Annotated in this window: 28 protein-coding genes; 5 read left to right on the top strand and 23 right to left on the bottom strand. The window is 64.2% G+C overall.

Features of this window, described 5'->3' with window-relative positions:
- The first annotated feature begins 77 nt into the window (after positions 1–77).
- Positions 78–440, top strand: coding sequence for a hypothetical protein (locus ACIU1A_RS26750; RefSeq protein WP_140580167.1), 363 nt, complete (start codon positions 78–80; stop codon positions 438–440).
- Here the strand turns inward: ACIU1A_RS26750 and ACIU1A_RS26745 are convergent.
- The gene (locus tag ACIU1A_RS26745) at positions 424–1,626 is read right to left on the bottom strand and encodes a diguanylate cyclase (RefSeq protein WP_404925660.1); all 1,203 of its coding nucleotides are present in this window, start codon (positions 1,624–1,626) and stop codon (positions 424–426) included. The genes ACIU1A_RS26750 and ACIU1A_RS26745 overlap by 17 nt on opposite strands.
- Before the next feature lie 189 nt (positions 1,627–1,815).
- Positions 1,816–3,012 (bottom strand): GGDEF domain-containing protein, encoded by a 1,197-nt coding sequence (locus ACIU1A_RS26740; protein ID WP_404925659.1) that lies wholly within the window; start codon positions 3,010–3,012, stop codon positions 1,816–1,818.
- Between the two features lie 159 nt (positions 3,013–3,171).
- Between ACIU1A_RS26740 and ACIU1A_RS26735 the strand changes: the two genes are divergently transcribed.
- Positions 3,172–3,486: a hypothetical protein gene (locus tag ACIU1A_RS26735; RefSeq protein ID WP_404925658.1), complete on the top strand. Its 315-nt coding sequence runs from the start codon at positions 3,172–3,174 to the stop codon at positions 3,484–3,486.
- Between the two features lie 87 nt (positions 3,487–3,573).
- Here ACIU1A_RS26735 and leuC read toward each other — a convergent pair whose 3' ends face one another.
- From leuC to rplS, 7 genes are all read right to left on the bottom strand, one after another.
- A complete protein-coding gene (gene leuC, locus ACIU1A_RS26730; protein WP_140518096.1) occupies positions 3,574–4,983 on the bottom strand; it encodes a 3-isopropylmalate dehydratase large subunit in 1,410 nt (469 codons plus the stop codon).
- Between the two features lie 314 nt (positions 4,984–5,297).
- Positions 5,298–5,933: a class I SAM-dependent DNA methyltransferase gene (locus ACIU1A_RS26725; RefSeq protein WP_404925657.1), complete on the bottom strand. Its 636-nt coding sequence runs from the start codon at positions 5,931–5,933 to the stop codon at positions 5,298–5,300.
- Positions 5,934–5,989: 56 nt separating this feature from the next.
- Complete coding sequence (locus ACIU1A_RS26720; RefSeq protein WP_404925656.1) at positions 5,990–6,802, bottom strand: amino acid ABC transporter permease; 813 nt, start codon at positions 6,800–6,802, stop codon at positions 5,990–5,992.
- 257 nt (positions 6,803–7,059) lie between these two features.
- Positions 7,060–7,857 carry a transporter substrate-binding domain-containing protein gene (locus tag ACIU1A_RS26715; protein ID WP_140524675.1) on the bottom strand — a complete coding sequence of 266 codons (798 nt, stop codon included), beginning with the start codon at positions 7,855–7,857 and terminating at the stop codon, positions 7,060–7,062.
- Between the two features lie 178 nt (positions 7,858–8,035).
- A complete protein-coding gene (locus ACIU1A_RS26710) occupies positions 8,036–8,545 on the bottom strand; it encodes a MarR family winged helix-turn-helix transcriptional regulator (RefSeq protein ID WP_140518092.1) in 510 nt (169 codons plus the stop codon).
- Positions 8,542–8,961: an organic hydroperoxide resistance protein gene (locus ACIU1A_RS26705; protein ID WP_140492746.1), complete on the bottom strand. Its 420-nt coding sequence runs from the start codon at positions 8,959–8,961 to the stop codon at positions 8,542–8,544. Before ACIU1A_RS26705 ends, ACIU1A_RS26710 begins: the two co-directional genes overlap by 4 nt.
- A 154-nt stretch (positions 8,962–9,115) precedes the next feature.
- Positions 9,116–9,655 carry a 50S ribosomal protein L19 gene (gene rplS, locus ACIU1A_RS26700; RefSeq protein ID WP_140492749.1) on the bottom strand — a complete coding sequence of 180 codons (540 nt, stop codon included), beginning with the start codon at positions 9,653–9,655 and terminating at the stop codon, positions 9,116–9,118.
- Positions 9,656–9,960: 305 nt separating this feature from the next.
- Between rplS and ACIU1A_RS26695 the strand changes: the two genes are divergently transcribed.
- Positions 9,961–10,713 (top strand): sulfite exporter TauE/SafE family protein, encoded by a 753-nt coding sequence (locus ACIU1A_RS26695; protein WP_140518089.1) that lies wholly within the window; start codon positions 9,961–9,963, stop codon positions 10,711–10,713.
- Here ACIU1A_RS26695 and trmD read toward each other — a convergent pair.
- Entirely contained in the window at positions 10,695–11,396 is a 702-nt protein-coding gene (gene trmD / locus ACIU1A_RS26690; protein WP_404925655.1) for a tRNA (guanosine(37)-N1)-methyltransferase TrmD, read from the bottom strand. The genes ACIU1A_RS26695 and trmD overlap by 19 nt on opposite strands.
- Complete coding sequence (gene rimM / locus ACIU1A_RS26685) at positions 11,393–11,992, bottom strand: ribosome maturation factor RimM (RefSeq protein ID WP_404925654.1); 600 nt, start codon at positions 11,990–11,992, stop codon at positions 11,393–11,395. Before rimM ends, trmD begins: the two co-directional genes overlap by 4 nt.
- A gap of 282 nt (positions 11,993–12,274) precedes the next feature.
- Between rimM and ACIU1A_RS26680 the strand changes: the two genes are divergently transcribed.
- The gene (locus ACIU1A_RS26680; RefSeq protein ID WP_404928020.1) at positions 12,275–13,213 is read left to right on the top strand and encodes a tyrosine recombinase XerC; all 939 of its coding nucleotides are present in this window, start codon (positions 12,275–12,277) and stop codon (positions 13,211–13,213) included.
- Between the two features lie 175 nt (positions 13,214–13,388).
- Positions 13,389–14,456, top strand: coding sequence for a TraB/GumN family protein (locus tag ACIU1A_RS26675; RefSeq protein ID WP_404925653.1), 1,068 nt, complete (start codon positions 13,389–13,391; stop codon positions 14,454–14,456).
- Positions 14,457–15,013: 557 nt separating this feature from the next.
- Here the strand turns inward: ACIU1A_RS26675 and lpdA are convergent.
- The 12 genes from lpdA to mdh form a co-directional block, all read right to left on the bottom strand.
- Positions 15,014–16,417, bottom strand: coding sequence for a dihydrolipoyl dehydrogenase (gene lpdA, locus ACIU1A_RS26670; RefSeq protein ID WP_140566666.1), 1,404 nt, complete (start codon positions 16,415–16,417; stop codon positions 15,014–15,016).
- Positions 16,418–16,443: 26 nt separating this feature from the next.
- Positions 16,444–17,199 carry an SDR family oxidoreductase gene (locus ACIU1A_RS26665; protein ID WP_404925652.1) on the bottom strand — a complete coding sequence of 252 codons (756 nt, stop codon included), beginning with the start codon at positions 17,197–17,199 and terminating at the stop codon, positions 16,444–16,446.
- Positions 17,196–17,654, bottom strand: a complete 459-nt coding sequence (locus ACIU1A_RS26660; RefSeq protein WP_181165200.1) for a hypothetical protein — start codon at positions 17,652–17,654, stop codon at positions 17,196–17,198. The genes ACIU1A_RS26665 and ACIU1A_RS26660 overlap by 4 nt, the downstream gene beginning before the upstream one ends.
- 86 nt (positions 17,655–17,740) lie before the next feature.
- Positions 17,741–19,027: a 2-oxoglutarate dehydrogenase complex dihydrolipoyllysine-residue succinyltransferase gene (odhB, locus tag ACIU1A_RS26655; RefSeq protein WP_404925651.1), complete on the bottom strand. Its 1,287-nt coding sequence runs from the start codon at positions 19,025–19,027 to the stop codon at positions 17,741–17,743.
- Between the two features lie 46 nt (positions 19,028–19,073).
- Complete coding sequence (locus tag ACIU1A_RS26650) at positions 19,074–22,058, bottom strand: 2-oxoglutarate dehydrogenase E1 component (RefSeq protein ID WP_404925650.1); 2,985 nt, start codon at positions 22,056–22,058, stop codon at positions 19,074–19,076.
- A 138-nt stretch (positions 22,059–22,196) separates the two neighbouring features.
- Entirely contained in the window at positions 22,197–23,099 is a 903-nt protein-coding gene (gene sucD / locus ACIU1A_RS26645) for a succinate--CoA ligase subunit alpha (RefSeq protein WP_140676144.1), read from the bottom strand.
- A gap of 26 nt (positions 23,100–23,125) precedes the next feature.
- Positions 23,126–23,542, bottom strand: coding sequence for a PIN domain-containing protein (locus ACIU1A_RS26640; RefSeq protein WP_033838548.1), 417 nt, complete (start codon positions 23,540–23,542; stop codon positions 23,126–23,128).
- On the bottom strand, positions 23,469–23,774 hold the full coding sequence (locus ACIU1A_RS26635; protein ID WP_140492797.1) for a hypothetical protein: 306 nt from the start codon (positions 23,772–23,774) through the stop codon (positions 23,469–23,471). Before ACIU1A_RS26635 ends, ACIU1A_RS26640 begins: the two co-directional genes overlap by 74 nt.
- 83 nt (positions 23,775–23,857) lie before the next feature.
- The gene (locus ACIU1A_RS26630; protein WP_404925649.1) at positions 23,858–24,355 is read right to left on the bottom strand and encodes a DUF1579 family protein; all 498 of its coding nucleotides are present in this window, start codon (positions 24,353–24,355) and stop codon (positions 23,858–23,860) included.
- A 3-nt stretch (positions 24,356–24,358) separates the two neighbouring features.
- Positions 24,359–24,730 (bottom strand): cupin domain-containing protein, encoded by a 372-nt coding sequence (locus tag ACIU1A_RS26625; RefSeq protein ID WP_140492802.1) that lies wholly within the window; start codon positions 24,728–24,730, stop codon positions 24,359–24,361.
- A 4-nt stretch (positions 24,731–24,734) separates the two neighbouring features.
- Entirely contained in the window at positions 24,735–25,928 is a 1,194-nt protein-coding gene (gene sucC, locus ACIU1A_RS26620) for an ADP-forming succinate--CoA ligase subunit beta (RefSeq protein ID WP_404925648.1), read from the bottom strand.
- Positions 25,929–25,958: 30 nt separating this feature from the next.
- Positions 25,959–26,927, bottom strand: a complete 969-nt coding sequence (mdh, locus tag ACIU1A_RS26615) for a malate dehydrogenase (protein ID WP_404925647.1) — start codon at positions 26,925–26,927, stop codon at positions 25,959–25,961.
- Positions 26,928–26,996 lie beyond the last annotated feature (69 nt).

Raw genomic sequence — 26,996 nt, 5'->3', positions numbered from 1 at the left:
CGCCAGCCTCTTAACAAAGGTTAAGAAAAGGTTAATTTCCGATTCGAGGAGGCTTTGTCTCCAACATGGAGGACGCCATGCGTTCTAATTCGGGCAGATCGCGCCTTGCGGCGCTCACAGTGGCGGTATTGGCCGTCGGCTTCGCCGCGCCGGCGCTGGCGGACGGACGCCACCAGGATCGGGTCTACGCCGATTCCTTCGGCAATCTCGTCATCGACAGTGCCGCCGGCTACAAGCGCATCCTCGTCGGCGAAGGCAAGCTCGCCAAGCAGCTGTCCGACTATACCAGCGCCGGCCAGCCCAAGGTGATCTACGAGAACGGGGCTGACGAGATGTCGGGCTATGGCGACTGCTATCGGCCGCCGGTGTTCGTGAAGGGGCGCAGTTATATGTATGGCCTCTCCGACGGCGAAATGCCCGAGCTCAGCCCCTGCCGCTGAACAGCGCCACGGCCTCTGGCCTGGCTGGCCCGGCGGGAACGCGCACGCAGTCGCGCCCGGCATCCTTGGCCTGATAGAGCGCTTCATCGGCACGCCGCATCAGATCGGAAAAATGCTCGCCGGCATGAAGCTCGGCGACGCCGAAGCTTGCCGTGCAGCGATTGTCGGCGGGGAGCCCGTCGATGGGCAGCGTCCCGAAGGCGCTGCGCGCGCCTTCGGCGAACAGCCGCGCGGCGGCAAGGTTGGTGCCTGGCAGGATGATGGCGAACTCCTCGCCGCCTATACGACCGGCGACATGGTGGCCGGCCGCGGCCTCGCGCAGGAAGCGGGCAAAGGCCTCGATGACCCGGTCGCCCGAGGCATGGCCGTAATTGTCGTTGATGGACTTGAAGTGGTCGAGATCGGCGATGACCAGCGCGACTGGGACGCCCCGGCGCGCCGCTTCCCCCAGCGCCCTCTCGGCGTGACGCTCGAAGCCGCCGCGGTTGAGGAGCCGCGACAGCGTGTCCGTTTCCGATTTCGACGTCGCCTCGGCGAGCACGTCGCGCACCAGTATGGCCAGCGCCAGCAAGGCCAGCGCCACGCCGAACACGGTGCCGAGCGATTGCGATACCAGAGCATAGCTGGTCTGCAGATAGGATTGCGGGGCGGCGCCGCGGCCGCCAAGCGCATCGGCGATGAATGGCTTGCTGGCGAACTGCGCGGCGCTGGCCGCCAGCACCGCCATCAGCATCCGGTCGAGCCGGTCACGCCTTTGCCTGGACGACCAGACGATGCCGAACCCGGTTAGCTGCATGACGGCGTAGGGCAGTTGGTACGCCATCTTGCTGGCAAGGGACTGGCGCGGCAGATCCTGGGCGAAATAGACCGCGACAGAGGCAAAGGCCAGGACCAGGAGCATCGCCGACCAGGGCGGCGTCACGCCGTATCTATGCGCAAGCCCGCCGTTGAAGGCGATGGTGGCGCCAAGGAAAACGGCGAAGGCTGCGACGACCACCAGCCGCGCATTGTCGAAGGCGGGGATGCTGAATTCAACGACGAAATAGGCCATGCCCAGCACATAGCCGAACGCCAGCCAGCGTGCCGAGACGCGTCCGATGTCATAGACGGCGATCGCCATGAAGGCCGCCGCCAGCAGCCCGGCAACGAATAGATTGATGACAAGGATGAAGTCCGCGCCGCCCATGATTTCCCAAGCCCCTGACGGCAGCAAACCATCGACGGGCGAAAAAGAAGTTAACGTGAGGTCATACCGCGGGCTCGCGCACGCCTCGGAGATTGGCCGAACGATGTTTGCCATCGCCCTTCAGGGCGAAGTAAGGAACGAAGCGGTGCGGCGCGGGTCCTGGATGATGAAGGCGTCGGCCGATCGCCTTCAGCCGGCTTTGAGCGGCTCCGGCACAAACAGCGTTTCCGGCCGCTCATAGGACAGGCGCACGCTGTCGCGGCCGTTCTTCTTGGCCTTGTAGAGGGCCTCGTCGGCGCGGCGCATCAACGGCTCCAGAGCTTCGTCGCCGCTGCGCGCCGCCACGCCGAAACTGGCGGTGACCTTGGTGCCGGGCGGAAGTCCGTCGACGCCGCCGGCCGAGTAGGCCACGCGCACGGTCTCTGCGAGCAGCCGCGCGGCGGCAAGGTCGGTCAAGGGCAGGAGCACCGCGAATTCCTCGCCGCCGATACGTCCGGCCTCACCGCGCGCACCGGCGGCGGCGCGAAGCTTGGCGGCGAAGTCGGCGATCACCCGGTCGCCCGCGGCATGCCCATGCAGGTCGTTGAGCGCCTTGAAGTGGTCGAGATCGGCCAGCACAAGGGCCACCGGCAATTTCGCCGCCGCGCAGCGTTGCAAGAGCAGTGCCGCCCGTTGCTCGAAGCCGCGCCGGTTGAGGAGGCGAGACAGCGGATCTGTGTAGGTTTCGACCTTCAACGCCTTCATCACGTCGAGCGCGGCGGCGGAGAACAGGCAAAGCGCGATCAGCAGCGACAGCAGCGCGTGCGACAGCAACGCCGTCGTCCAATAGGAGGATGTATAGAGCTCGTCATAAGTCGCGAAAGGCCCGTGCGCGACGATGACGGCAAGCGTGCGCACGAAGAAATTCAGCCCCGCGAGCAACGCCAGGACGAACAGGATCTTTTCCGTCGGGCCATTGCCACGCACCTTGCGCAATTCGGCGGCCGCCACCAGGCTGATGCCGCCGAGCGCGAAATTGATGACGAGGACCCGCCATGTCAGGTCCGGCTGGACGAACAGGAACCAGCAAAAGGCGGCCATGCCGCCGCTCGCCAAGACGCAAAGCCCGGCATAGGGCACTCGCTGGCCATGCCGCGCCACGATCGCGCCGGCCAGGCAGGATCCGGCAACGCAGAAGCATAGGTTGGAGAGCAGCTTCGACGGTGCCAGGCCAACGGGCAGCGTGAAATGCTGGAACAGGAACCCGGCCGCCGCAAGCGAATAGCTTACCGCCAGCACGGCCAGATAGGGACGGTGGCGCTGATAGAACCAAAGCACGAGGAACGCCGCGCCAAGGGCCAGCGCGATCGTCGGGTTGAGCAACGCTATCAGCAGGCCGGTGTCCAAAGGACCGTGACTTCCCCTCGCTTGACGTCGGGGAAGACCTTAGGGGCAAGCCCAAACAAGCGGTTAAGCGAAAGCGAATATGTGTCACGCGGGTGCGGAGCGTGACGTGGAACCGGCGCGCCGGACCTGCGTTTGTCCAGCGCAGAAGAGGAACCGATAATGGCCGATACAATCACCCTGACCGATCACGAGGCAATCCGTTCATGGGCCGCGTCACGCGCCGGCTTTCCGGCCATTGTCGACGTGTCGCCCGAAGCCGGCACGCAGGCGATGCTGCGGCTGGTGTTCGGCCAGCACGCCTATGAGGACGAAGACCAGCCGGAGCGCCCGATCAATGCCGGAGGTTATGAGCTGGTCGAGTGGGACGAATGGCTCAAACTCTTCGATGAACGCGGACTGGCCCTGGTGGTCGCCGCCGAAGAACCGGGGCGCCGCGAGCAGTTCCACGAGATCATCCGCCGCGACGACCGGTGAAGCTCCAACATGCTCTGGACGCTCAAGCAGAAGGCCCGGATCGCATCGCGGTCCGGGCCCTTGCGTTTCGATCGAACCAGCCGCGATTTACTTCCAGTCGCGAATATCGACGAAGTGGCCGGCGATCGCCGCCGCCGCAGCCATGGCCGGCGACACCAGATGGGTGCGCCCCTTGAAGCCTTGCCGGCCCTCGAAATTGCGGTTCGAGGTCGAGGCGCAGCGCTCATGCGGCTTCAGCCGGTCGTCGTTCATGGCAAGGCACATCGAGCAACCCGGCTCGCGCCAGTCGAAGCCGGCGGCGAGGAAGATCTTGTCCAGCCCTTCGGCCTCGGCCTGTTCCTTGACTAGGCCGGAGCCCGGCACGATCATGGCGTTGACGCGCGGATTGACTTTTCGGCCCTCGACCACCTTGGCGGCGGCGCGCAGATCCTCGATGCGGCCGTTGGTGCAGGAGCCGATGAAGACACGGTCGAGGGCGATGTCGGTGATCTTCGTTCCCGGCGTCAGGCCCATATAGTCGAGCGCGCGCTGCTTTGAGGTGCGCTTGTTTTCGTCGGTGATGTCTTCCGGGTTCGGCACAATCCCTTGCACCGAGACAACATCCTCCGGGGAAGAGCCCCAGGAGACGATCGGCGGCAGTTTGGCCGCATCGAGCACGATCACCTTGTCGAAATGCGCGCCTTCGTCGGATTGCAGTGTCTTCCAGTAGGCGAGCGCGGCGTCCCAGGCGGCGCCCTTGGGCGCGCGCGGCTTGTCCTTGACATAGGCGAAGGTCGTCTCGTCAGGTGCGATCAGGCCGGCGCGCGCGCCGCCCTCGATCGACATGTTGCAGATCGTCATGCGGCCTTCCATCGACAGCGAGCGGATCGCCTCGCCGGCATATTCGATGACATAGCCGGTGCCGCCGGCGGTGCCGATCTCCCCGATGATGGCGAGGATAATGTCCTTGGCGGTGACGCCTTCCGGCAACTGGCCGTCGACGCGCACCAGCATGTTCTTGGCCTTACGCTGGATCAGCGTCTGCGTCGCCAGCACGTGCTCGACCTCCGACGTGCCGATGCCGTGCGCCAGCGCGCCGAAGGCGCCGTGGGTGGAGGTGTGGCTGTCGCCGCAGACGATGGTCATGCCGGGCAAGGTGAAACCCTGCTCCGGCCCGATGATGTGGACGATGCCCTGGCGGATGTCGTTCTCGGAATAATATTCGACGCCGAAATCCTTGGCGTTCTTGGCCAGAGCCTCGACCTGGATGCGGCTTTCCTCGTTCTTGATGCCGAACTTGCGCTCGGGCGAGGTCGAGACGTTGTGGTCGACCACGGCCAGCGTCTTTTCGGGATGACGGACTTTGCGGCCACTCATGCGCAGGCCCTCGAAGGCCTGCGGGCTGGTCACCTCATGGACGAGGTGGCGGTCGATATAGAGCAGGCAGGTGCCGTCGTCCTGGCGGTCGACGACGTGGTCGTCGAAAATCTTGTCATAAAGGGTGCGCGGTGCGCTCATGTGCGTAAATCCGTCGATATGAGAAAGGGAAGGGCAGACGCCGAGATGTCAGGCGAAACGAGTTGATCAGTCGGCCCGCGTAAGTCGGCTGGTCGGCGCGCCACAGACGCGCGCGGAGAAGCGCGACGGCAGGCGTTTTCTGTCCTGCAGCACGAACCCCTTGTAGGCCGGATCGCCAAAAAGCTCTTCCATGGCGGGGTAGATAGCAATGTTTTGGCTTTTCGGCAATTGGCGGTGGCTGCGCGGGACCTGGGTTCCTCGTCCTCGCGTCCACGCCTCCGGGGGATGCGCACCAAGCTTGGCGGACCCGCGGTTCAAAGCACCTCGAAGACAAACGTCTTCACCAGCGCATCCGGCTCGGCAATCGCATAGCAGCGGAACCACGGGCTTTGCTCCATCAGCCGCCATTTTCCCGTCCGTTCCAGCTCGTCGAAGACGGCCTGGAAACCACCGCTCTCGAACACCTGGTCGCGCACGGTGAAGATGGCGTGGCCGCCTTTCTTCGTGACGCGCACCAGTTCGTGCAGGCCGGAAGCCGGCGCATGGCTGATGGTGAACACGCCGGTCGAGAAGAAGGCGCGGAAATGGCCGTCGGGCCAGGGCAGCGGGCCGCCCAGCATTGCCTGCTTCAGCTCGCCATAGGCGTTGCGGCTGCCGGCGATCTTCAGCATGTCGTCCGACAGGTCGAGCCCGGCGATATCGCCGTAGCCCAGCGCCTTCAGCGACGGCCCGGACAGGCCGGTGCCGCAGCCGGCGTCGAGCAGCGGCCCTTCGCCCGCAGGCACATGGCGCGCCACCCAGGCGGCAATGAGGAACGGCAGGAGATAACCGAGCGAGGCGGTCTCGCTGTCATAGGTCGCGGCCCATGCGGCATAGGCCTGCGCCAGGGTTTCGGGCGTATCGGCCGTATAGACCGAATTCAGCGCAGCATTGGCCTTGTCGACGTTCATGGGCATGCTCCTCCTCCAGTGCGTAACCGGAGCGTAACGCCGTCCTTGCCGAAACACTATTCCTGATGTTGGCGGCGCAACCGCCGTTCCAGCGCCCGGAGCGCCAAAGACAAGCCGACGGTCAGGATGAGATAGATGTAGGCTGTTATCGAATAGGTCTCGAAGAAGCGGAAGGAACCGGCGGCATAGACCTTGCCCATCTGCGTGATGTCGGCGACACCGAGCACCGAGACCAGCGAGGAATCCTTGACCAGGGCGACGAAGTCATTGCCGAGCGGCGGCAGGATGGTACGGATCGCCTGCGGAAAGACGATGAGCCGGAAACGTTGCGCCCGCGTGAGCCCGAGCGCCTTGGCCGCTTCGATCTGGCCCTTCTCGACCGCCTGGATGCCGGCCCGGAACACTTCGGAGATGAAGGCGGAATAGCCGATGGTCAGCGCCATGACGGCGCGCCACAAGAGCGAGACGTCGCGCACCTGCAACTCGCCGAGATAGCCGGTGCTCTGCAGCGGCGCGGTCAGCGCGTTCCAGGCTGCGACGAAAGCCGGTGCGCCGGCAAACGCGATCCAGAACAAAAGCACCAGGATCGGTACGCCACGGATGATCTCGACATAGAAACGCGCGATCTGCCGCAGCCACTGCGAACCCGACAATCCCATCAGCGCGATGCCGAGGCCGATGATCGAGGCCAGCGCGAAGGCGACAATGGTGACGAAGACGGTGACGCCGATGCCCTTGGCAACAGTGGCGAAGACTTGGGCATAAAGATCGCTGGCGGCGATGGCGAGCGCGGCGGCCAGGGCAAGGACAAGGGCGGCGGCCAGCCACCAGGGGAATTCAGGTTTGGCGGAGGACTGTGGGGGTGCCATCAGGCGTGGCCGGCGAGGTGCATAGTGCGCAAGGCAGGCGCCAAGGCGCCCCCTCTGTCCTGCCGGACATCTCCCCCTCAAGGGGGAGATCAGATGTCTCATCGGCCTTCGCCAATCTTCATCGATGCTGCATGTGGAACGAAGGCCAAGCTGCCAATCTCCCCCCTTGAGGGGGAGATGCCCGGCAGGGCAGAGGGGGCGTTCAAGCGCAAACTCAGCGCGAGTTCCCGCACGCGCACCGCCCGCATCAAGACGAACTACTGCCCCATCTTGTAATCAAGAAACCATTTCTTGTTCAGCGCATCGAACGTGCCGTCGGTCTTGAGCGCGGCGATCGCGGCGTTGACAGGCTTCACCAGGTCGGAGCCCTTGGGAAAGATGAAGCCGAAATCCTCGGTGCCGAGCGGGCCGCCGATCAGCTTCAGCTTGCCCTCGGAAGCGTCGACATAGCCCTTGCCCGCAGTGCCGTCCGTGAGCACCACATCGACGTCGCCAGTCTTCAGCGCCTGCACGGTGGCACCGAACGTCTCGAACAGCTTTATGCGCGGGTTCTGCTCATTGCCGTCCAGCACGCTGTAGACAGCGGTGTAGAAGGGCGTCGTGCCGGCCTGCGCGCCGATCAGCCCGTCCTTGAAGGCGCCGAAGGTCTTGGCGTCGGTGAAGCGGCTCTCGTCGCCGCGCACCAACATGAACTGTTCCGAGCGCATATAGGGGTCAGAGAAATCCACCTTCTGCTTGCGGTCGTCCTTGATGGTGATGCCGGTCATGCCGATGTTGTACTGGTTGTCGGAAACCGCCTGGATCATCGCGTCCCAGGACGTGTTCTGGTACTCGACGGTGAAATTCAGCCGCTTGGCGATCTCGTTCATCGCGTCATATTCCCAGCCGATCTGTTTTCCGGTCTTGGCATCGATGAACTGTAGCGGCGGATAGGCGTTTTCCGTCACCACCACCACTTTCTTGCCGCCGAGATCGGGCAGCGCCTGGGCGAAGGCGGCAACGGGCGCAAGCATGACGGCAAGCAGGCCGGCCAGCAGCAGTTTCGATTTTGTCATGACACACTCCCCGGAAGTGAAAGCGCCCGGACACGGGCCGGGCTTGCAAAGGAAATCCGGCGCCGACTTTAGCTCTCCGCAAGCGCCATGCAAGACGCTCCGCTGCGCCACGGCCGGCGAAAAACGCAAATAGACACTTTCGGCCGGGATTTTGGGGAACGATCCTTGCCGTGGCCGATCAGCCGCGCTGCGGCGCTCCGGCATCGGCCTCGCGCAGCCCGGCGACGAAGCGGGTCAGCGTGCCATGCAGCGACTTCAACTCGGCTGGGTCGAGCGGCATGCTGCAGAGCATGGCGGCGGGGATGTCCCTGGCGCGCTCGCGCAAGGCTTGGCCCTTGGCTGTCGGCTCGACCAGCACGCGGCGCTCGTCGGCAGGATCGCGCCGGCGCGTAACCAGGCCGCCGGCCTCGAGCCGCTTGAGCAGCGGCGTCAGCGTCGCCGAATCGAGGCCCAGCGCCTCGCCGAGCTCGCCCACCGTGCTCGGCGCGCGCTCCCACAGCGCCAGCATGGCCAGATATTGCGGATAGGTCAGGCCAAGCGGATCGAGCAACGGCCGGTAGAGCTTCGTCATCAATCCGCTCGCCGAATAGAGCGCGAAGCAGAGCTGGTCGCTGAGCCTTGGGACCGCGCTTGTCCCGGCGTCACCCGCCGGGACCTGGTTGGCCGTGTCTTTGGTTTTCGCCGTCATGTCGCCTTTGCCGAAATCGCCACCTCGATATTGCCCCTGGTTGCGTTGGAGTAGGGGCAGATCTGGTGCGCTGCCGATACAAGCGCTTCGGCGGCCGCCTGATCAAGACCTTTCGTCTCGGCCGCCAGGGAAACGCCGAGCAGGAAACCGCCCTGACCGTTGGGATGGAGGCTGACAGTGGCCGTCACCGAGGCATCGCGCAGCGGCAGTTTCTGCTTGCCGGCGAGAAACCGCATGGCGCTTTCGAAGCAAGCGGCATAGCCGGCGGCGAAAAGCTGTTCGGGATTGGTGGCGCCACCCTTGCCGCCAAGCTCCTTCGGCATTGCGAGATCGAGGCTGAGCAGGCCGTCATCGGTCTGGACGTGGCCGGCGCGGCCGCCGACGGCACGAGCCTGGGTCGAATAGAGTGCGGTCATATCAAGTCTCCGAAAATTAGACTGTACACGATTATTTAGTCTACCGTATTATAGAAATCAATCCCGCTTTGGAAGCCCGCATTTGGCAAAAGGCGGGCTCCGAAACGAAAAAAGGCGGCCGAAGCCGCCTTTTTTAAGAATATCTGTCTAAACCTTATTCGGCGGCGGCGGCTTCCGCAGCCTTCGCGGCCTCGTCGGCGGCCTTCTTCTCGGCGGCTTCCTTGGCGGCTGTCTCGGCGGCCAGCGCCTGCGCGGCGGCAACCTTCTCGGCCTCGATGCGCGCCTTCTCGGCGTTCAGCGCATCGCGCTCCTCATCATTGAGCTTGCGGGCGCGCACGCCGGTGTTCTCCGAAATACGGGCCGACTTGCCGCGACGGTCGCGCAGGTAATAGAGCTTGGCACGACGCACCTTGCCGCGACGCACGATCTCGACGCCTTCGACCATTGGCGAAAACACCGGGAAGACGCGCTCGACGCCTTCGCCGTAGGAGATCTTGCGGACAGTGAAATTTTCCTGGAAGCCCGAACCGGCGCGGGCGATGACGACGCCTTCATAGGCCTGGACGCGGGTGCGGGTGCCTTCGGTCACGCGGACCTGGACGCGCACGGTGTCGCCGGGCTGGAATTCGGGAAGCTTGCGCTTGGCTTCGATCTTGGCGGCCTGTTCGGCCTCGAGCTGACGGATGAGATCCATCTCAATAATCCACTTCTTGTTCTTCCGACAGTCAGAGCGCCCGGCGCTCGCCTTGCAGTTCCAATGACCGCTCGGCTATGCCCTTTGTTCGAAAACATCGGGCAGGGGCGACTACACCGCCATTGTTGACGGGTCCGGCAGATTTCTCCCGGTTCGGCGGGCACATACAGCTATTTCGACGCTTTGTCACGTCTTGGCCGCGTCTTTTTTGCTCGCGTGCACCATCGTATCTGTCCACTGCCGGGTTGCAAGGGCCCTTCAAGCTGCCTAAGGCGAGGCAACCATAGTTCTCGGGCGGCATCCTCATGTCCTTTTTCGACGCGGTCCTGCTATTCATGGCGGGTTTTCTTTCCGGCGCCGCCAATGCGGTCGCGGGCGGCGGCACCTTCATCACGTTCGGTGCCATGACCTTGGTCGGCCTGCCGCCGATCGTCGCCAACGCCACCTCCTCGGTGACGCAATTTCCCGGCTACATCACCTCGACGCTGGCCTACCGGGACGACATCCGCCATTTCTGGCGTGGCGCCCTGCTGCTCTGCCTGATATCGGCGCTCGGCGCACTGGCCGGCGCGCTTATCCTGCTGGCGCTGGACAATCCGTCATTTCGCGTCCTGGTGCCGTGGCTGCTGCTGGCGGCGACGGCGCTGTTCGCCGCCGGGCCGTGGCTGAAGCCCGCACCCAAGCCGGGGCATGAGGCTTCCGTGGGCTCATTGGCCGGCTCGCTGGCGCAGTTCGTCACCGCCATCTATGGCGGCTTCTTCGGGGCCGGCATGGGCGTGATGATGCTGGCGACGCTCGGCCTGACCCAGGCCGGCGACTACCACCGCCTGAACGCGCTGAAAAACATGCTGGCCATGGTCATCGCAGCGGTCGCCATCGTCGTCTTCGTCTCGGGTGGCGTCGTCGCCTGGCCGCAAGCGATCATCATGATCCCCGGCGGCGCGTTGGGCGGCTATGCCGGCGTGTGGATCGCCAAGCGCGTGCCGCAGAACGTGGTGCGTGGCTTCGTCGTCGCGGTCGGGCTGTTCTTGGCGTTCTACTATTTCGCCAAGGGCTGAGGAGAGCCGAGCAAGTCCGGCCGCCGTTCTCGAGTCAGCTTCTCCGACTCTGCCCGCCGCCACGCTGCGATCTTGCCGTGGTTACCCGAGGTCAGCACCTCGGGAATAGGCCGGCCCTCGAAATCCTGCGGCCGCGTGTAGTGCGGGTGTTCGAGCAGGCCGTTTTCAAAGCTCTCTTCTTCACCCGACACGGCATTGCCCATGACGCCGGGCAGCAGCCGCACGACCGCGTCGAGCAGCACAAGCGCCGCCGGCTCGCCGCCGGAGAGGATGAAATCGCCGATGGAGACTTCCTCCAATTTCCGCGCGTCGATCACCCGCTGGTCGATGCCTTCGAAGCGGCCGCACAGGATGACGGCGCCCGTCCCGGCGGCCAGTTCGCGCACGCGCGCCTGCGTCAGCGGCTTTCCACGCGGGCTCATCAGCAGCCGTGGCCGCAAATCGCCTTCGGGCGAGGCATGGTCGATCGCCCTGGCCAAGACATCGGCGCGCATCACCATGCCGGCGCCGCCGCCGGCCGGCGTGTCGTCGACAGTGCGGTGGCGGTCGGTTGCGAAGTCGCGTATCTGGATTGCCCGCAGCGACCATGTACCGGCCTCCAGCGCCCGCCCGGCCAGTGACAGGCCAAGCGGACCCGGAAACATTTCCGGGTAGAGCGTAAGCACGGAGGCGGAGAAGCTCACCGGTTGCCCCCGGCGTCCCTCGGGCCGCGCGGCCTGCCCTTCGGGTCGAAGCCTTCCTCGCGCGGCGCTTCGCCGTCCTCGTCCTCGATCAGTCCGGCCGCCGCCTGGTTGACGCGCACAAAACCCTCGGCGATGGACACTTCGGGCACAGCGGCCTGCGTGAACGGGATCAACACGCCTTTGCGTCCGGCCAGCGTCACATCGAGGATGTCGCCGCCGCCGAAATTGTGCACGGCCACGACCTTGCCAAGGACAGTCCCCGTATCGTCCCAAACCTCCAGACCGATCAGGTCGGCGTGATAGAATTCGTCCTCCTCGCCGTCATCAGGCAGCATGGAGCGATCGACGAACAGCTCCGTGCCGGCCAGCGCCTCGGCCGCGTTGCGGTCGCTGACACCCTTGAAGCGCACCACGACCACGGTGTTGGCGGGCCTTATGTCGATGATCTGGAAGGCGCGGCCGTCCCTTGCGTAAAGCGGCCCGTAATCGGCGAGCGCCAGCGGATCGCCGGTAAAGGTTTTGACGCGCAATTCGCCCTTGATGCCGTGAGCGGCGCCGATCACGGCCATCTGGACGGGGTTCTGGGGCTTGCTCATGGCGCGCTTTTACCTTCGTCATCCACGGGCGGAGCAGGCGCGAAGCGACTGCGCAGACCCGAGGATCCATTCGTTACGGTGATCAAACCCACGGCAGTTCAGAAAGGCTCACGGGTTTCGTTCCTGCAACTCTCTATTTGCGGATACCCCGTTTGGCCAATCACCACGGTTTTGACTTGCCGCCGGTCGACTCCTAGCCCCACCGGATTGTCATTTCAATGACGCCTCTTCACCGCTTCCTAACCCGGCTGCCGGAAAATGACGGCGAACCGGAACGACGCCATGCAGGAATTCCTTATCCCGGCAAAGCCCGACCTCCAGGCGGCGCGCGAAAGCTGGCTCAAGATGCTCGCGCGAGAACGTCGGCTGTCGCCCGAGACGGTGGAAGCCTACGAGCGCGACACCAGGCAGTTCCTGCATTTCCTGACGGGTCATAATGGCGGCCCGCCCGGCATAGCCGACATCGCCGATCTGCGCCCGGCCGACCTGCGCGGCTTTCTCGCCGCCCGCCGCAATGAAGGCGCAGGCGCCCGCACGCTCGGCCGGGGGCTGGCCGGCATTCGCTCACTCTTGCGCTTTCTGGAACGGCGTGGTCTCGCCAACGCAGCGGGCGCGGCGGCCCTGCGTGCGCCTCGCCAACCAAAGTCACTGCCGAAACCGCTGACGGCCAGTGACGCAAAACATGTCGTTTCCGTCGAGGGTCAATTGGCGGAGGAACCCTGGGTCGCCGCCCGCAACGCCGCCGTGCTGACGCTGCTCTACGGCTCGGGCCTGCGCATTTCCGAGGCGCTCGGCCTTGCCGGCGCCGAACTGGCGTCGGAGGCCGACACGGTGCTGCGCGTCACCGGCAAGGGCGGCAAGACGCGGCTGGTGCCGGTGCTGCCGGTGGCGCTCAGGGCGGTTGCCGAATACCGCGGGCTGTGCCCCTACCATCTCGACCTCAAGGGCCTTTTGTTTCGCGGCGCGCGCGGCGGCCCGCTCAACCCGGCCATCGTCCAGCGGGAGATGGCCAAGCTGCGCTCCGCGCTCAACCTGCCGGACACCGCAACGCCGCACGCCCTGCGCCATTCCTTCGCCACGCATCTGCTCGGCCGTGGCGGTGACCTGCGCACCATCCAGGAACTGCTCGGCCACGCCAGCCTGTCGACCACGCAGATCTACACCGGCGTCGATACGGCGAGGCTGTTGGAGATCTATGAATCGGCTCACCCGAGGGCGTGAAGTATTGGGGTTGCGCGAGGCTTCCGGACTTCGCCACGGGATGATGAGGGGGTGGGCGGCTCAACCAACCGCAAGCCGTTCAGTAATTCGAGCGATAGTCAAAACTGATTGAACCGAAGACAATTTCGTTCTCCCGATTAACCGTTTTGCCGTTTTTCCAGCTTAGGAAAGGACCATGAAACGGGTCATCGTCATCGCCGACCGCGCTGCGCTCTTCTCGCTGAAGCTGCTCGTGGCGCTCCATGTGCTGTTTTTCCTGTCTCTGCTCGCCGTCCTGCTGTTCGCGGCGGGCAAGGCGCATGCCGAAATCCCGTCCTGCACCGGCGCCGACATGCTGTCGGCGTTGCAGAAAAGCGACCCGTCCACCTACCGCAAGATCGAGGCGGAAGCCGCCGCAACGCCGAACGGCAAGGGCCTGCTGTGGAAGCTGGAGAAGACGGGCGAACAGCCGTCCTTCCTGTTCGGCACCATGCATATGACCGACCCGCGTGTCACAGCGCTGCCGCCGGCGGCGCAGAAGGCCTATGACGGCGCCGGCACCATCGTCATCGAGACCACCGAAGTGCTCGACCAGCAGAAGATGATGGCGGCCCTGCTCAAGCAGCCGGAGCTGATGATGTTCACCGACAGCACCACGCTGTCGTCGCTGCTGTCGCCCGACGACGCCGCGGCGGTCGACAAGGCGCTCGACGAACGCGGCATCCCGCCGGCAACCGTCGCCAAGATGAAGCCGTGGATGCTGTCGGCCATGGTGGCGCTTCCAGCCTGCGAGCTCGCCCGCAAGGCCGGCGGCGTGCCGGTGCTCGACGTCAAGCTTGCCGAGGATGCCAAGGCCTCCGGAAAATCCGTCGAAGGGCTGGAGACCGTCGCCGACCAGCTGCGCGCCATGGCTTCGCTGCCGATGGCGTTCCACATGAAGGGACTGGTTGACACACTGAAGCTCGGCGACAGGATGAACGACGTCAACGAAACCATGATCGTGCTCTACCAGCGCGGCGAGACCGGCATGTTCTGGCCGCTGTTTCGCGCCGTGCTGCCCGGCGAGACGGGCGACGCGACAGGCTACGCGGCATTCGAGCAGACCATGATCACCAGCCGCAACAAGGCGATGGTCGATCATGCCGGACCATTCCTCGCCAAAGGCAGTGCCTTCATCGCCGTCGGCGCGCTGCATCTGCCCGGTCCCGAGGGCCTGGTCGAGGATTTCCGCAAAGCCGGCTATACTGTCACCGCTGTCGATTGAGTCGCGTGGGCAGCGGAGGACCCAGGCGCCGCGTTTTCGGCGCTTTCCTTCCCTAGCGTGAAACCCCTTCAACGGTTGCGCGTTGATGGCTGTTGATTGATCATTTTCATCCACGGAGGACACTTTTATGGCGAATCCATCAAACGACACGCCCAGATCAGGTGGCGGCGGCAGCCCTTGGCTGATTGCATTGGTCGTCGTTATTCTGGCGATTGTCGCGTATTATGTTTTCGGAAGAAGTGGTGAGCATCCGGCGACCGAACCGCCGGCCGCGAGCACACCGGCCCCGGCCCCAGCGCCCGCGGAACCGATGAAGCCCGCCGAACCGGCACCCGCGCCTGCCCCGGCACCCGCGCCTGCTCCTGCACCGGCGACACCGGCTCCTGCCCCGGCCCCAGCTCCCGCACCGGCCCAGTAATCCGGGCCACGGCTTTCAACGAAGAACGGCCCGCCTTCCGGTGGGCCGTTCTGTTTGGGCAGGCAAGGAGGCAATTCCCTCAGGGAAAGCGCTACGCGCTTTTCCCGGGAAAACCGTGTCACGGTTTTCCTGGATCGTTCTAAATATGGATCGGCTTGAAGAACGTCGCCAATGCCGCTTCCTTCACTGCTTCCGACATGGTCGGATGGGCATGACAGGTGCGGGCGAGATCTTCCGACGAGCCGCCGAATTCCATCAGCACCGCCGCCTCGTGGATCATCTCGCCGGCGCCGAAGCCGACGATGTGAACGCCGAGCACGCGGTCGGTGGCCTTGTCGGCCAGGATCTTGACGAAGCCGTCGGTGTGCAGCATGGCGCGTGCCCGGCCATTGGCGGTGAACGGAAACTTTCCGACCTTGTAGTCGATGCCGGCCTTCTTCAACTCCTCCTCGGTCTTGCCGACCGAAGCGATCTCCGGGCTGGTGTAGACGACGCTCGGAATGACGTCGTAGTTCACATGGCCGGCCTGGCCGGCAATCGTCTCGGCGACCGCTACGCCCTCATCCTCGGCCTTGTGCGCCAGCATCGGCCCGGCGATGACATCGCCGATGGCATAGATGCCTGGTACGTTGGTCCTCAGGTGCGCGTCCGTCTTGACCCGGCCGCGCTCATCGACCTCGACGCCCGCTTCCTTCAGGCCCAGGCTGTCGGCGAAAGCGCGGCGGCCGGTGGCGATCAGCACCATGTCGGCCTCGATCGTCTCGGCCGCGCCGCCTTTCACAGGCTCGAAAGTGACGCTGGCGCCCTTCTTAGCCTTGGCGACGCCGGTGACCTTGGCGCCGAGCCTGAATTCGAAGCCCTGCTTGGAGAGCAGCCGCTGGAATTGCTTGGAGACCTCACCGTCCATACCGCCGAGGATGGTGTCGAGGAATTCGACCACGGTGACCTTGGCGCCGAGCCGCGCCCAGACCGAGCCGAGCTCGAGCCCGATGACGCCGCCGCCGACCACGACGAGATGGCCGGGCACCTTGTCCAGCGACAGCGCGCCGGTCGAGGACACGATGACTTTTTCGTCGAAGTCGACCGTGACGCCAGGAATGCCGGCGACATCCGAGCCGGTGGCGATGACGATGTTCTTCGTCTCGATTTCCTCGACCTTGCCGTCCTCGCTCGTCACCGACACCTTGCCCGCCGCGACCACCGTGCCGATGCCGCGAAAACTATCGATCTTGTTCTTCTTGAACAGGAAGGCGACGCCGTTGACGTTCGCCGTCACCGTGGCGTCCTTGTGCGCCATCATCTTCTTCAAATTGAGCTTCGGTGTCACTTCGACACCCAGCGTGTCGAAGGAGTGGCCGGCCTCGGCGAACATCTCGGAGGCATGCAGCAACGCCTTGGACGGAATGCAGCCGATGTTGAGGCAGGTGCCGCCGAAGGTCGGGTTCTTCTCGACCACCGCGACCTTCAGCCCGAGTTGCGCCGCCTTGATGGCGCAGACATAGCCGCCCGGTCCCGAGCCGATGATTACGACGTCATAAGCCATGTTTGTTTCCCTTTTTCTTGGGGCGCTCAGCGGCCGCCGCTGACATTCAGGATCGCGCCGGTCGTATAGGACGCGGCATCGGACAACAGGTAGAGAACCGCGCCCGCGACTTCATCCGCGGTGCCGGCTCTTTTCATTGGCAGAATATCGCGGAACCGTTCTATCCGGTCCGGCTGTCCACCCGAGGCATGGATTTCGGTATCGATGATGCCCGGCCGCACCGCATTGACGCGGATGCCTTCCAGCGCCACCTCGCGGGCGAGCCCCATGGTGAAGGTGTCGATCGCGCCCTTGGACGCGGCGTAGTCGACATATTCGCCCGGCGAGCCCAGAACTGCCGCAGCCGACGAGATGTTGACGATGGATCCACCCGACCCACCGTGACGGCTCGACATCCGCTTCACCGCTTCGCGGGCGCAGAGGAACGACCCAACGACATTGATGCGCATCATGCGCTCCAGCCGTGAAACATCCATCTCATCGACCCGCGCCTTGACGTCGACGATGCCGGCATTGTTGACGAAAGCATCGAGCCGGCCATAGCCGCGGTCGACGGCTTCAAACATGGCAACGATATCGGATTCGACGCCGACATCGCCCCTGACCGCAAAGGCCTCGCCGCCTGCGGCCTTGATTTCGCCGACCAGTGCCTCGGCGGCGGTCTGGTTGGAGGTGTAGTTGACCGCTACGCGATAGCCAGCCTTCGACCCGAGCCGGCAGATCGCGGCGCCGATGCCGCGGCTGCCACCGGTGACCAGCAGCACCTTTTGCGTCCCGCTCATTCCTGGCATCCCTTCAAGGCAAACACGTCCGACGGCACTTTCGAAAACCCGGCGCCGCCATAGGCGGTGGATTGATGCAACACCGGACCGAGATCGGGCAGGATCAGCGTCTTCGGTGCTTCGACGCCTTCGGCCGGCAACAGGCCGATGCTGCCCTTTTCATCCGACGTATAGATGACGCCGTTCCACAAGGTGCAGGCGGCAAGCTCGGTGCCGGTAACGTCGCCTCCCGGGCATTTGTACATCAGCGCCCCGTTCGGCCGCGAAACACCTTCGTTCCATTGGACGATGCCGTTCAGCACCACATCGTTGTCGAGGATCAAGCGGAACGTGTTGGTGACGGTCGCCGACGTGCCGGTCGGCGTAAAATTGATCTCACTGCCGCTCTGGGCATCGCCGTAGACGGCGAGTTCGGCCGGGCATGCGGCATTAGCGTGGACAGCGGCGAATGCCATACCGGCCGCCAGCGCTATCGGTCTGGCAGGCCCAGGGAACAGGGCCATTATTGGCTACTCCGACCGCGAGCCGCCATCCGACCGCCTCACAGATCAAGCACCAGCCGTTCCGGATCCTCCAGGCTTTCCTTGACGCGCACCAGGAAGGTCACCGCTTCCTTGCCGTCGACGATGCGGTGATCGTAGCTCAGCGCCAGATACATCATCGGCCGGATCACGATCTGGCCGCCGACCACCACGGGCCGGTCCTGGATCTTGTGCATGCCCAGAATACCCGACTGCGGCGCGTTGAGGATCGGCGTGGACATCAGCGACCCGTAGACGCCGCCATTGGAAATCGTGAACGTGCCCCCCTGCATGTCGGCGACCGACAGCTTGCCGTCGCGCGCGGCGATGCCGAGCCGGCCGATCTCCTTCTCGATCTCGGCGATAGACATCTGGTCGGCATCGCGCACCACCGGAACGACCAGACCCTTCTCGGTGCCGACGGCGACGCCGATATGGGCGTAGTTCTTGAAGATGATATCGGTGGCATCGATCTCGGCGTTGACCGAGGGGATTTCCTTCAGCGCGTGCGTGACGGCCTTGGTGAAGAAACCCATGAAGCCGAGCTTCACGCCGTGCTTCTTCTCGAACACGTCCTTGTACTTGGTCCTGAGCGCCATCACCGCTGACATGTCCACCTCGTTAAAGGTGGTGAGCATGGCGGCGGTCGACTGCGCTTCCTTGAGCCGGCGCGCGATGGTCTGGCGCAGCTTGGTCATGCGCACGCGCTCCTCGCGCGCCGCGTCGTTGCCTGAGGACGGCGCACGGGCAGCAACCGGCGCTGCCGGGGTCGGGGCCGCCTTCGGCGTCTCGGCCGGCTGCGACGGCGCACCCTTGGAGATGGCGTCGAGCACGTCGCCCTTCAGCACCTGGCCGCGCTTGCCGGAGCCGGAAAGCTGGTCGACCGACAGATTGTTCTCGGCGATCAGTTTCGCCGCTGCCGGCGCCGGCGGCATGGTGCGCGGCTCGACCGGACCGGCGTCGCCGGCGACCTTGGCGGTCTCGGCGGCGGCCTGTTTGGTGGTCTGCGCGGCGTCGGGGCTCGATGCCTGCGCCACGGCTTGCGGCTTGGTGACCGGTGCGGCGGCGCCACCGGCCGAAATCGAGCCCAGAAGAGCGCCGACCCCGACCGTCTCGCCCTCCTTGGCGGCGATCTCGCCCAAGGTTCCGGCGCCCGGCGAGGGAACCTCGACCGTCACCTTGTCGGTTTCGAGCTCGACCAGCGGCTCGTCGGCGGCAATGGCATCGCCCACCTTCTTGAACCATTTGCCGATGGTTGCCTCGGTGACGGATTCGCCGAGAGTGGGAACGCGGATTTCGGTAGCCATTGTGCTTGTCCGTTTCTATCTGTCTGTTCTATTCGCCCAATTCTGCCTACTCGCCGAGCGCATCTTCGAGCAAGGCGGCGAGCTGGGCGAGGTGCTTGGACATAAGCCCGGTCGCCGGCGAGGCGGATGCCGGCCGGCCGGTGTAGCGCACCCGCTGGTGCTTGGCGTCGATATGCGCCAGCACCCATTCCAGATACGGGTCGATGAACGACCAGGCGCCCATGTTCTTGGGTTCCTCCTGGCACCACACCATTTCGGCATTGCGGAAGCGCGACAGTTCGGTGATCAGCGCCTTGGCCGGGAACGGGTAGAGCTGTTCGACGCGCAGCAGATAGATGTCGTTGATGCCACGCTTCTCGCGCTCCTCGTAGAGGTCGTAATAGACCTTGCCCGAGCACAGCACGACACGGCGGATCTTGGAATCCTTGGTCAGCTTGATGGCCTGGTTGGGCAAGAGCTGGGCATCGTCCCACAGCAGCCGGTGGAACGAGCTTTCGCCCGACATTTCCGGCAACGTCGACACAGCCCGCCTGTGGCGCAGCAGTGACTTCGGCGTCATCAGGATCAGCGGCTTGCGGAAGTCGCGCTTCAACTGCCGGCGCAATATGTGGAAGTAGTTGGCAGGCGTCGTGCAGTTGGCCACTTGCATATTGTCTTCGGCACAGAGCTGCAGGAAGCGCTCAAGCCGGGCAGACGAATGTTCCGGCCCCTGGCCCTCATAGCCATGCGGCAGCAGGCAGACGAGGCCCGACATTCTCAGCCACTTGCGCTCTCCGCTGGATATGAATTGGTCGAACACCACCTGGGCGCCATTGGCGAAGTCGCCGAACTGCGCTTCCCACAGCGTCAGCGCCTTCGGCTCGGCCAGGCTGTAACCATATTCGAAGCCGAGCACGGCTTCTTCGGACAGCATCGAGTTGATGACCTCATAGCCGGCCTGCGCCGCCGACAGGTTGTTGAGCGGGATGTAGCGGGTCTCGTCGCGCTGGTCGTAGAGCACGGAATGGCGCTGCGAGAAGGTGCCGCGCTCCGAATCCTGCCCGGAGAGGCGGATCGGGTTGCCGTCGAGCAGAATGGCGCCGAAAGCCAGCGCCTCGGCCGTCGACCAGTCGATGCCTTCGCCGGATTCGATGGCCTGGCGGCGGTTTTCGAGGAAGCGGATGATCGTCTTGTGCGCCTCGAAATCCTTCGGCACCTCGGTCAGCTTCTTGCCGATCTCCTTCAGCGTCTTGGCCGGCACCGCGGTCTTGCCGCGCCGCTGTTCGTCCTGGTTGTCGGCCGTGCGCAGGCCCGACCAGGCGCCGTCCAGCCAGTCGGCCTTGTTGGGCTTGTAGTGCTGGCCGACTTCCCACTCGGATTCCAGATGCTCCCGCCAGTCGGCCTTGAGCTTGTCGAACTCGGCCTGCGTCATGTGCCCTTCGGCGATCAGCCGGTCTGCATAGATCTGCACCGTCGTCTTGTGGGTGCGGATGTTGCGATACATGATCGGCTGCGTGAAGGCCGGCTCGTCGCCCTCATTGTGGCCGAAGCGGCGGTAGCAGAACATGTCGACCACGACAGGCTTGTGGAACTTCATGCGGAATTCGATCGCTACCTTGGCGGCGTGCACCACGGCCTCCGGATCGTCGCCGTTGACGTGGAAGATCGGCGCCTCGATCATCTTGGCGACGTCGGACGGGTAGGGCGACGAGCGCGAGAAGCGCGGATTGGTGGTGAAGCCGATCTGGTTGTTGATGATGAAATGCAGCGTGCCGGCAACGCGGTGGCCGCGCAGGCCCGACAGGCCGAGGATTTCGGCAATGACGCCCTGGCCGGCAAAGGCGGCGTCGCCATGCAGCAAAAGCGGCAGCACCTTGGCCCGCTCTTCCAGCGGCACGATCTCCTCGCGGCCACGGCCGAACAGATAATCCTGTTTGGCGCGCGCCTTGCCCATCACCACCGGGTCGACGATTTCCAGATGCGAGGGATTGGCGGTCAGCGACAGATGCACCTTGTTGCCGTCGAACTCGCGGTCCGACGAGGCGCCAAGATGGTATTTGACGTCGCCCGAGCCCTCGACCTCGTCGGGTGCGGCCGAGCCGCCCTTGAATTCATGGAAGATGGCGCGATGCGGCTTGGCCATCACCTGGGAGAGCACGTTGAGGCGGCCGCGGTGCGCCATGCCGAGCACGATCTCCTTCAGCCCGAGCTGACCGCCGCGCTTGACGATCTGCTCCAGCGCCGGGATCAGCGCTTCGCCGCCGTCGAGGCCGAAGCGCTTGGTGCCCTTGAACTTGACGTCGGCGAACTGCTCGAAGCCCTCGGCCTCGATCAGCTTCTGTAGGATCGCCTTCTTGCCGGTCGCGGTGAAGGAGATCTCCTTGTCGGCGCCCTCGATGCGCGCCTGGATCCACGCTTTCTCTTCCGGATCGGAGATATGCATGAACTCGACGCCCAGCGTCGAGCAATAGGTGCGGGTCAGGATGTCGAGCATCTGGCGGATGGTGCCGAATTCGAGCCCGAGCACATTGTCGAGGAAGATCGGCCGGTCGTAGTCGGCTTCGGTAAAGCCGTAATTCTCCGGCGACAGCTCGTTATAGTCCTCGAGCGTGGCGATGCCGAGCGGGTCGAGATTGGCGTGCAGATGGCCGCGCATGCGATAGGCGCGGATCATCATGATGGCGCGCACGGAATCGCGCGTCGCCTGGTGCACGTCGGCGTCGGAAGGGGCGGCACCGTTGGCGGCAGCCTTCTCCTTGACCTTCTTTTCGATGTGCTTTTCGACCAGGCCCCAATTGCCGTCGAGCGCCGATACCAGCTCGCCATTGGCCTGCAGAGGCCAGGAGGGCTTGGCCCACGAGGCGCCCTTGGCGTTCTTGCGGACATCCCCGGCATCGTCCTTCAGGCCGGCGAAGAACTCCTGCCATTCGGGATTGACCGAGGCTGGATCGTCCTCATACGCCGCATAGAGCGCGTCGATATAATCGGCATTGCCGCCATAGAGGAAAGAGGTGAGCGAAAATTGGTCGTTGGCCTGATCTTGTCGTGCCATTTTGTCTGCGGAGCCTGGCTCCGTCTCCTTTCGAGGGGAATAGTGAGTAGTCAGTAAGGAGTAGGAAAAATGAAGACTTTCCCGTTCAGCTGCTACTCACCCGTTCTTCCCTTTTCACTACTCACTATTGACTACTCACTAGCCCTTAATTGCCTCGACCAGCGTCGTGCCCAGCCGGGCCGGCGATGGCGAAACTTTTATCCCGGCCGATTCCATTGCCGCGATCTTGTCTTCGGCGCCGCCCTTGCCGCCCGAGATGACCGCGCCCGCATGGCCCATGGTGCGGCCGGCCGGCGCCGTGCGTCCGGCGATGAAGCCGGCCATCGGCTTGCGGCGGCCGCGTTTGGCCTCGTCCTTGAGAAACTGCGCGGCGTCTTCCTCGGCCGAGCCGCCGATCTCGCCGATCATGATGATCGACTTGGTCTCGTCGTCGGCGAGGAACATTTCGAGCACGTCGATGAATTCGGTGCCTTTGACGGGATCGCCACCGATGCCGACGGCGGTGGTCTGGCCGAGGCCGACATTGGTGGTCTGGAACACGGCTTCATAGGTAAGCGTTCCCGAGCGCGAAACAACACCGACCGAACCCTTGCGGAAGATGTTCCCGGGCATGATGCCGATCTTGCATTCGTCGGGGGTGAGCACGCCGGGACAGTTCGGGCCGATCAGCCGCGACGTCGAACGGTCGAGCCGCGCCTTGACCTTGATCATGTCCATGACGGGAATGCCTTCGGTGATGCAGACGATGAGCGGGATTTCGGCCTCGATGGCCTCGATGATGGCTTCGGCAGCACCCGCCGGCGGCACATAGACGACGGAAGCGTTGGCGCCGGTCTTGGCCTTGCCCTCGGCGACGGTGGCGAAGATCGGCAGGTTCTCGCCCTTGGCGCCGGTCCAGGTCTCGCCGCCCTTCTTGGGATGGATGCCGCCGACCATCTTGGTCCTGTGATAGGCCAGCGCCTGTTCGGTGTGGAAGGTGCCGGTCTTGCCGGTCAGGCCCTGCACGAGCACCTTGGTGTTCTTGTCGACGAGAATGGACATGGTGAGAACGCCTCTGAATTCAGCGATTACAAGAAAGGATTGACGGCTCGCACCGAGCCATAAACCTGGTTGTGGTTGAGATCTTCGGTGTAGAAAATCGGCGCGCCGAGATATCCGGCCGCGGCAAGAAGCGCGGCGTCGTAGTAGTGAATTCCGTAGCGGCGTGCGAGGTCCAGTCCTGCGCGAACATAGCTTTCGTCGACAGGCACCAGCGGACAAGTGCCGAGGAGGACCAGCCATTGGTCGAGCAGATCATCCCCCAGAAGGGATTTTCCTCGCGCCACCGCGGTGAATTCGGCCAAGGTTTGCCCCGACACGCCAAAGACAGTGCTCGATACCAGGTCTTCTGCGATTGGCGCGCGACGTGGGTCACGATTCTTCTCCGAAGCCGCGTAGATCAGGACGTTCGTGTCGAGAAAGCAGTCGATCTTCCCGGTCGGCATAGGCGTCCCTTCGATCCCACTTGTAGGGGGTGTCGGCGCTGTCGCTCCGTTTCGCGGCCTCGTCCATAAGCCGCTTCATTCCCGCCTTGGCCCAGGCAATCCGATCTTCCTGCTCGACTTCATGCGCAAGCAGTGAACGAATGAGGGCGTTGAGCGTCGTCTTGCGACGTCCGGCAAGGCCTCGCGCCTTCTCGAGCAGAGCCTCGTCCATGGCCAGGGTGACGTTCTTCATCGCTCGTCTCCACATAAACACACAGCCAATATATGTGTGATTATGTGTCTTTCTTCAACCGCTTTGCCCAGGATCTCCATCGCTCAGCCATCCCCCAAAATGGAAGGCGGGACGCGCCGGTAGAGGCCGCTCACCATGTCTTGCCAGCCGTCGCTGCCGACGGGCTGGAATTGCAGTCGCATGCGATAGCTGTCGCTGCCGTCGAAAGCGTAGGTCACGCGTGCGGCCCCGCGCGGCGACGAGCGCAACAGCGTCAGTGTGTTGCCCTCCCACGTGCCGGAGGCCGGCGAGGCCGGCACAAAGCCCATCGAATCGAACTGATGCATGGTGACAAGGCTGTTTTGCCGGTCGAAGCCGAACACGCTGTGCGCGCCGAACGAAATCGTCCCGTCGCGGCGCTGGCGATAGCGTTGCACTACGAACAGGCCGCCGAACTGTGCCTCTGCCAGTACTTCCGAAGTCGCTGAGCCGCCATCGGCCCATTGTGTGTCCGCGACCTCTTCCTCGCCACGCCACGCGCCGACCAGCGCCTGCAGGCGCTGGTGATCGGGCGAGAGCGAGGAGAAGGAGGCCGCGTTCATGGTTCAGAGCCGCTTCAGGTCGGTGACGGTGAGATCGCTCTTGGCGTTGCCGGTGTTGAGCGTCGTCGCCGGCTCGAACATCAGCACCACCGGTTCCGGTGTCAGCGAACGCGGCCGGTGCTCGACGCCGCGCGGCACGACGATGAAGTCGCCTTCGCCGAGCTCGACCGGACCGTCGCGGAAATCGATGGCGATGCGGCCGCGCAGCACGAGGAAGGCTTCGTCTTCGTTGTCATGGGCGTGCCAGTCGAAAACCGCGCCGAACTTGGCGACCTTCGCCTGGCTGTCATTGACATCGCCGGCGATATGCGGATCGAAGACATCCGCGATCTTCGCATCCGCAGCCTCGACGAGGTTTATCTTGCGTGGAGGCACTTGATCAGCCCTTCACCGCCGCCACGATCTTCTTGGCCGCGTCGTCAAGATCGTCGGCTGACACGACGTTGAGGCCGCTGTCGTTGATGATCTTCTTGCCGAGTTCGGCATTGGTGCCTTCCAGGCGCACGACCAGCGGCACTTTCAGGCCGACTTCCTTGACCGCGGCGATGACGCCCTCGGCGATGATGTCGCATTTCATGATGCCGCCGAAGATGTTGATCAGGATGCCCTTGACCGCCGGATCCCTGGTGATGATCTTGAAGGCCGCCGTCACCTTTTCTTTCGACGCGCCGCCGCCGACATCGAGAAAGTTGGCCGGCTCGGCGCCGTAGAGCTTGATGATGTCCATCGTCGCCATGGCGAGGCCGGCGCCATTGACCATGCAGCCGATATTGCCGTCGAGCGCGACATAGGCGAGGTCGTATTTCGACGCCTCGATCTCCTTCTCGTCCTCTTCGGTGGTGTCGCGCAGCTCGAGCACATCCGGATGGCGAAACAGCGCGTTGTTGTCGAACGACACCTTGGCGTCGAGGACGCGCAGCCGGCCGTTCTTCATGACGATCAGGGGATTGACCTCGAGCAGGCTCATGTCCTTCTCGACGAAGGCCTTGTAGAGGATCGGGAACAGCGTGCCGCCGTCCCTGGCAGCATCGCCGTCGAGCTTCAGCGCGCCATTGAGTTTCTTCACGTCATCCGCGGTAACGCCCTTTTCCGGATCGATGGCGACGGTGATGATCTTTTCCGGCGTGTCGTGGGCGACCGCCTCGATGTCCATGCCGCCTTCGGTCGAGACGACGAAGGCGATGCGGCCGACCGAACGGTCGACCAGAACAGACAGATAGAGCTCGCGCTCGATGTCGACGCCATCCTCGATATAGAGCCGGTTGACCTGCTTGCCGGCCGGGCCGGTCTGCTTGGTCACCAGCGTGTGGCCGAGCATCTCGTTGGCGTTGGCGACGACGTCGGCGACCGACTTGGCCAGCCGCACGCCGCCCTTGGCGTCAGGCCCGAGCTCCTTGAACTTGCCCTTGCCGCGGCCGCCGGCATGGATCTGGCTCTTCACCACATAGAGCGGGCCGGGCAGCGCCTTGGCGGCGGCTTCCGCCTCATCCGCCTTGAACACCGGCACGCCTTGGGCCACCGGCGCGCCAAAGCCCTTCAGCAGCGCCTTGCCCTGATATTCATGGATGTTCATCTGGATCGTCTCCGGATCAGCTACTGGGGTTCACTTCGAGGCGAGTTGCGGCGCGATCTTGACGCAGGCCTCGGTCAGGCCCTGCACCGCCGCTACCGAGCTATCGAACATCTTCTGCTCTGGCTTGGAAAGCTCGATCTCGATGACGCGCTCGACGCCACCGGCGCCGATCACCACGGGAACGCCGACATAGGTGTTCTTCACGCCATACTGGCCGGAAAGGTGGGCCGCGCAAGGCAGCACACGCTTCTTGTCCTTGAGATAGGCTTCGGCCATCGAGATCGCCGATGCGGCCGGCGCATAATAGGCCGAGCCGGTCTTCAACAGGCCGACGATTTCGGCGCCGCCATCGCGGGTGCGCTGCACGATCTGGTCGAGCTTCTCCTTCGAGGTCCAGCCCATCTTGACGAGATCGGGCAGAGGAATGCCTGCAACCGTCGAATAGCGGATCATCGGCACCATGGAATCGCCATGGCCGCCGAGCACGAAGGCGGTGACGTCCTCGACCGAGACCTTGAACTCCTCGGCCAGGAAATAGCGGAAGCGAGCGCTGTCAAGCACGCCGGCCATGCCCACGACATGGGTGTTGGGCAGGCCGGAAAACTTCTGCAGCGCCCAGACCATCGCATCCAGCGGATTGGTGATGCAGATGACGAAGGCCTTCGGCGCGTACTTCTTCAGGCCGGCGCCGACCTGTTCCATGACCTTGAGGTTGATGCCGAGCAGATCGTCGCGGCTCATGCCCGGCTTGCGCGGCACGCCGGCGGTGACGATGCAGACGTCCGCCCCTTCGATCCCGGCATAGTCGTTGACGCCGGTCAGCCTGGAATCGAACCCGTCGACCGGCGACGATTGCGCAATATCGAGCCCCTTGCCCTGCGGGATGCCTTCGGCAATATCGAACAGAACCACGTCGCCGAGGTCCTTGAGGCCGATCATGTGAGCGAGCGTGCCGCCGATCATGCCAGAGCCGATAAGCGCTATCTTCTTGCGTGCCATGTCAGGATAGTTTCCCTTTGTTCGTGATGTCGCTCAAATCGCTGACGATCTGATGACGGCGTCGAGGAA

The organism is Mesorhizobium maamorense (assembly GCF_044998965.1).
Classification (GTDB): domain Bacteria; phylum Pseudomonadota; class Alphaproteobacteria; order Rhizobiales; family Rhizobiaceae; genus Mesorhizobium.
Note: the sequence above shows the minus strand (reverse complement) of the source record. Positions and strands in the feature narration are given on the sequence as shown.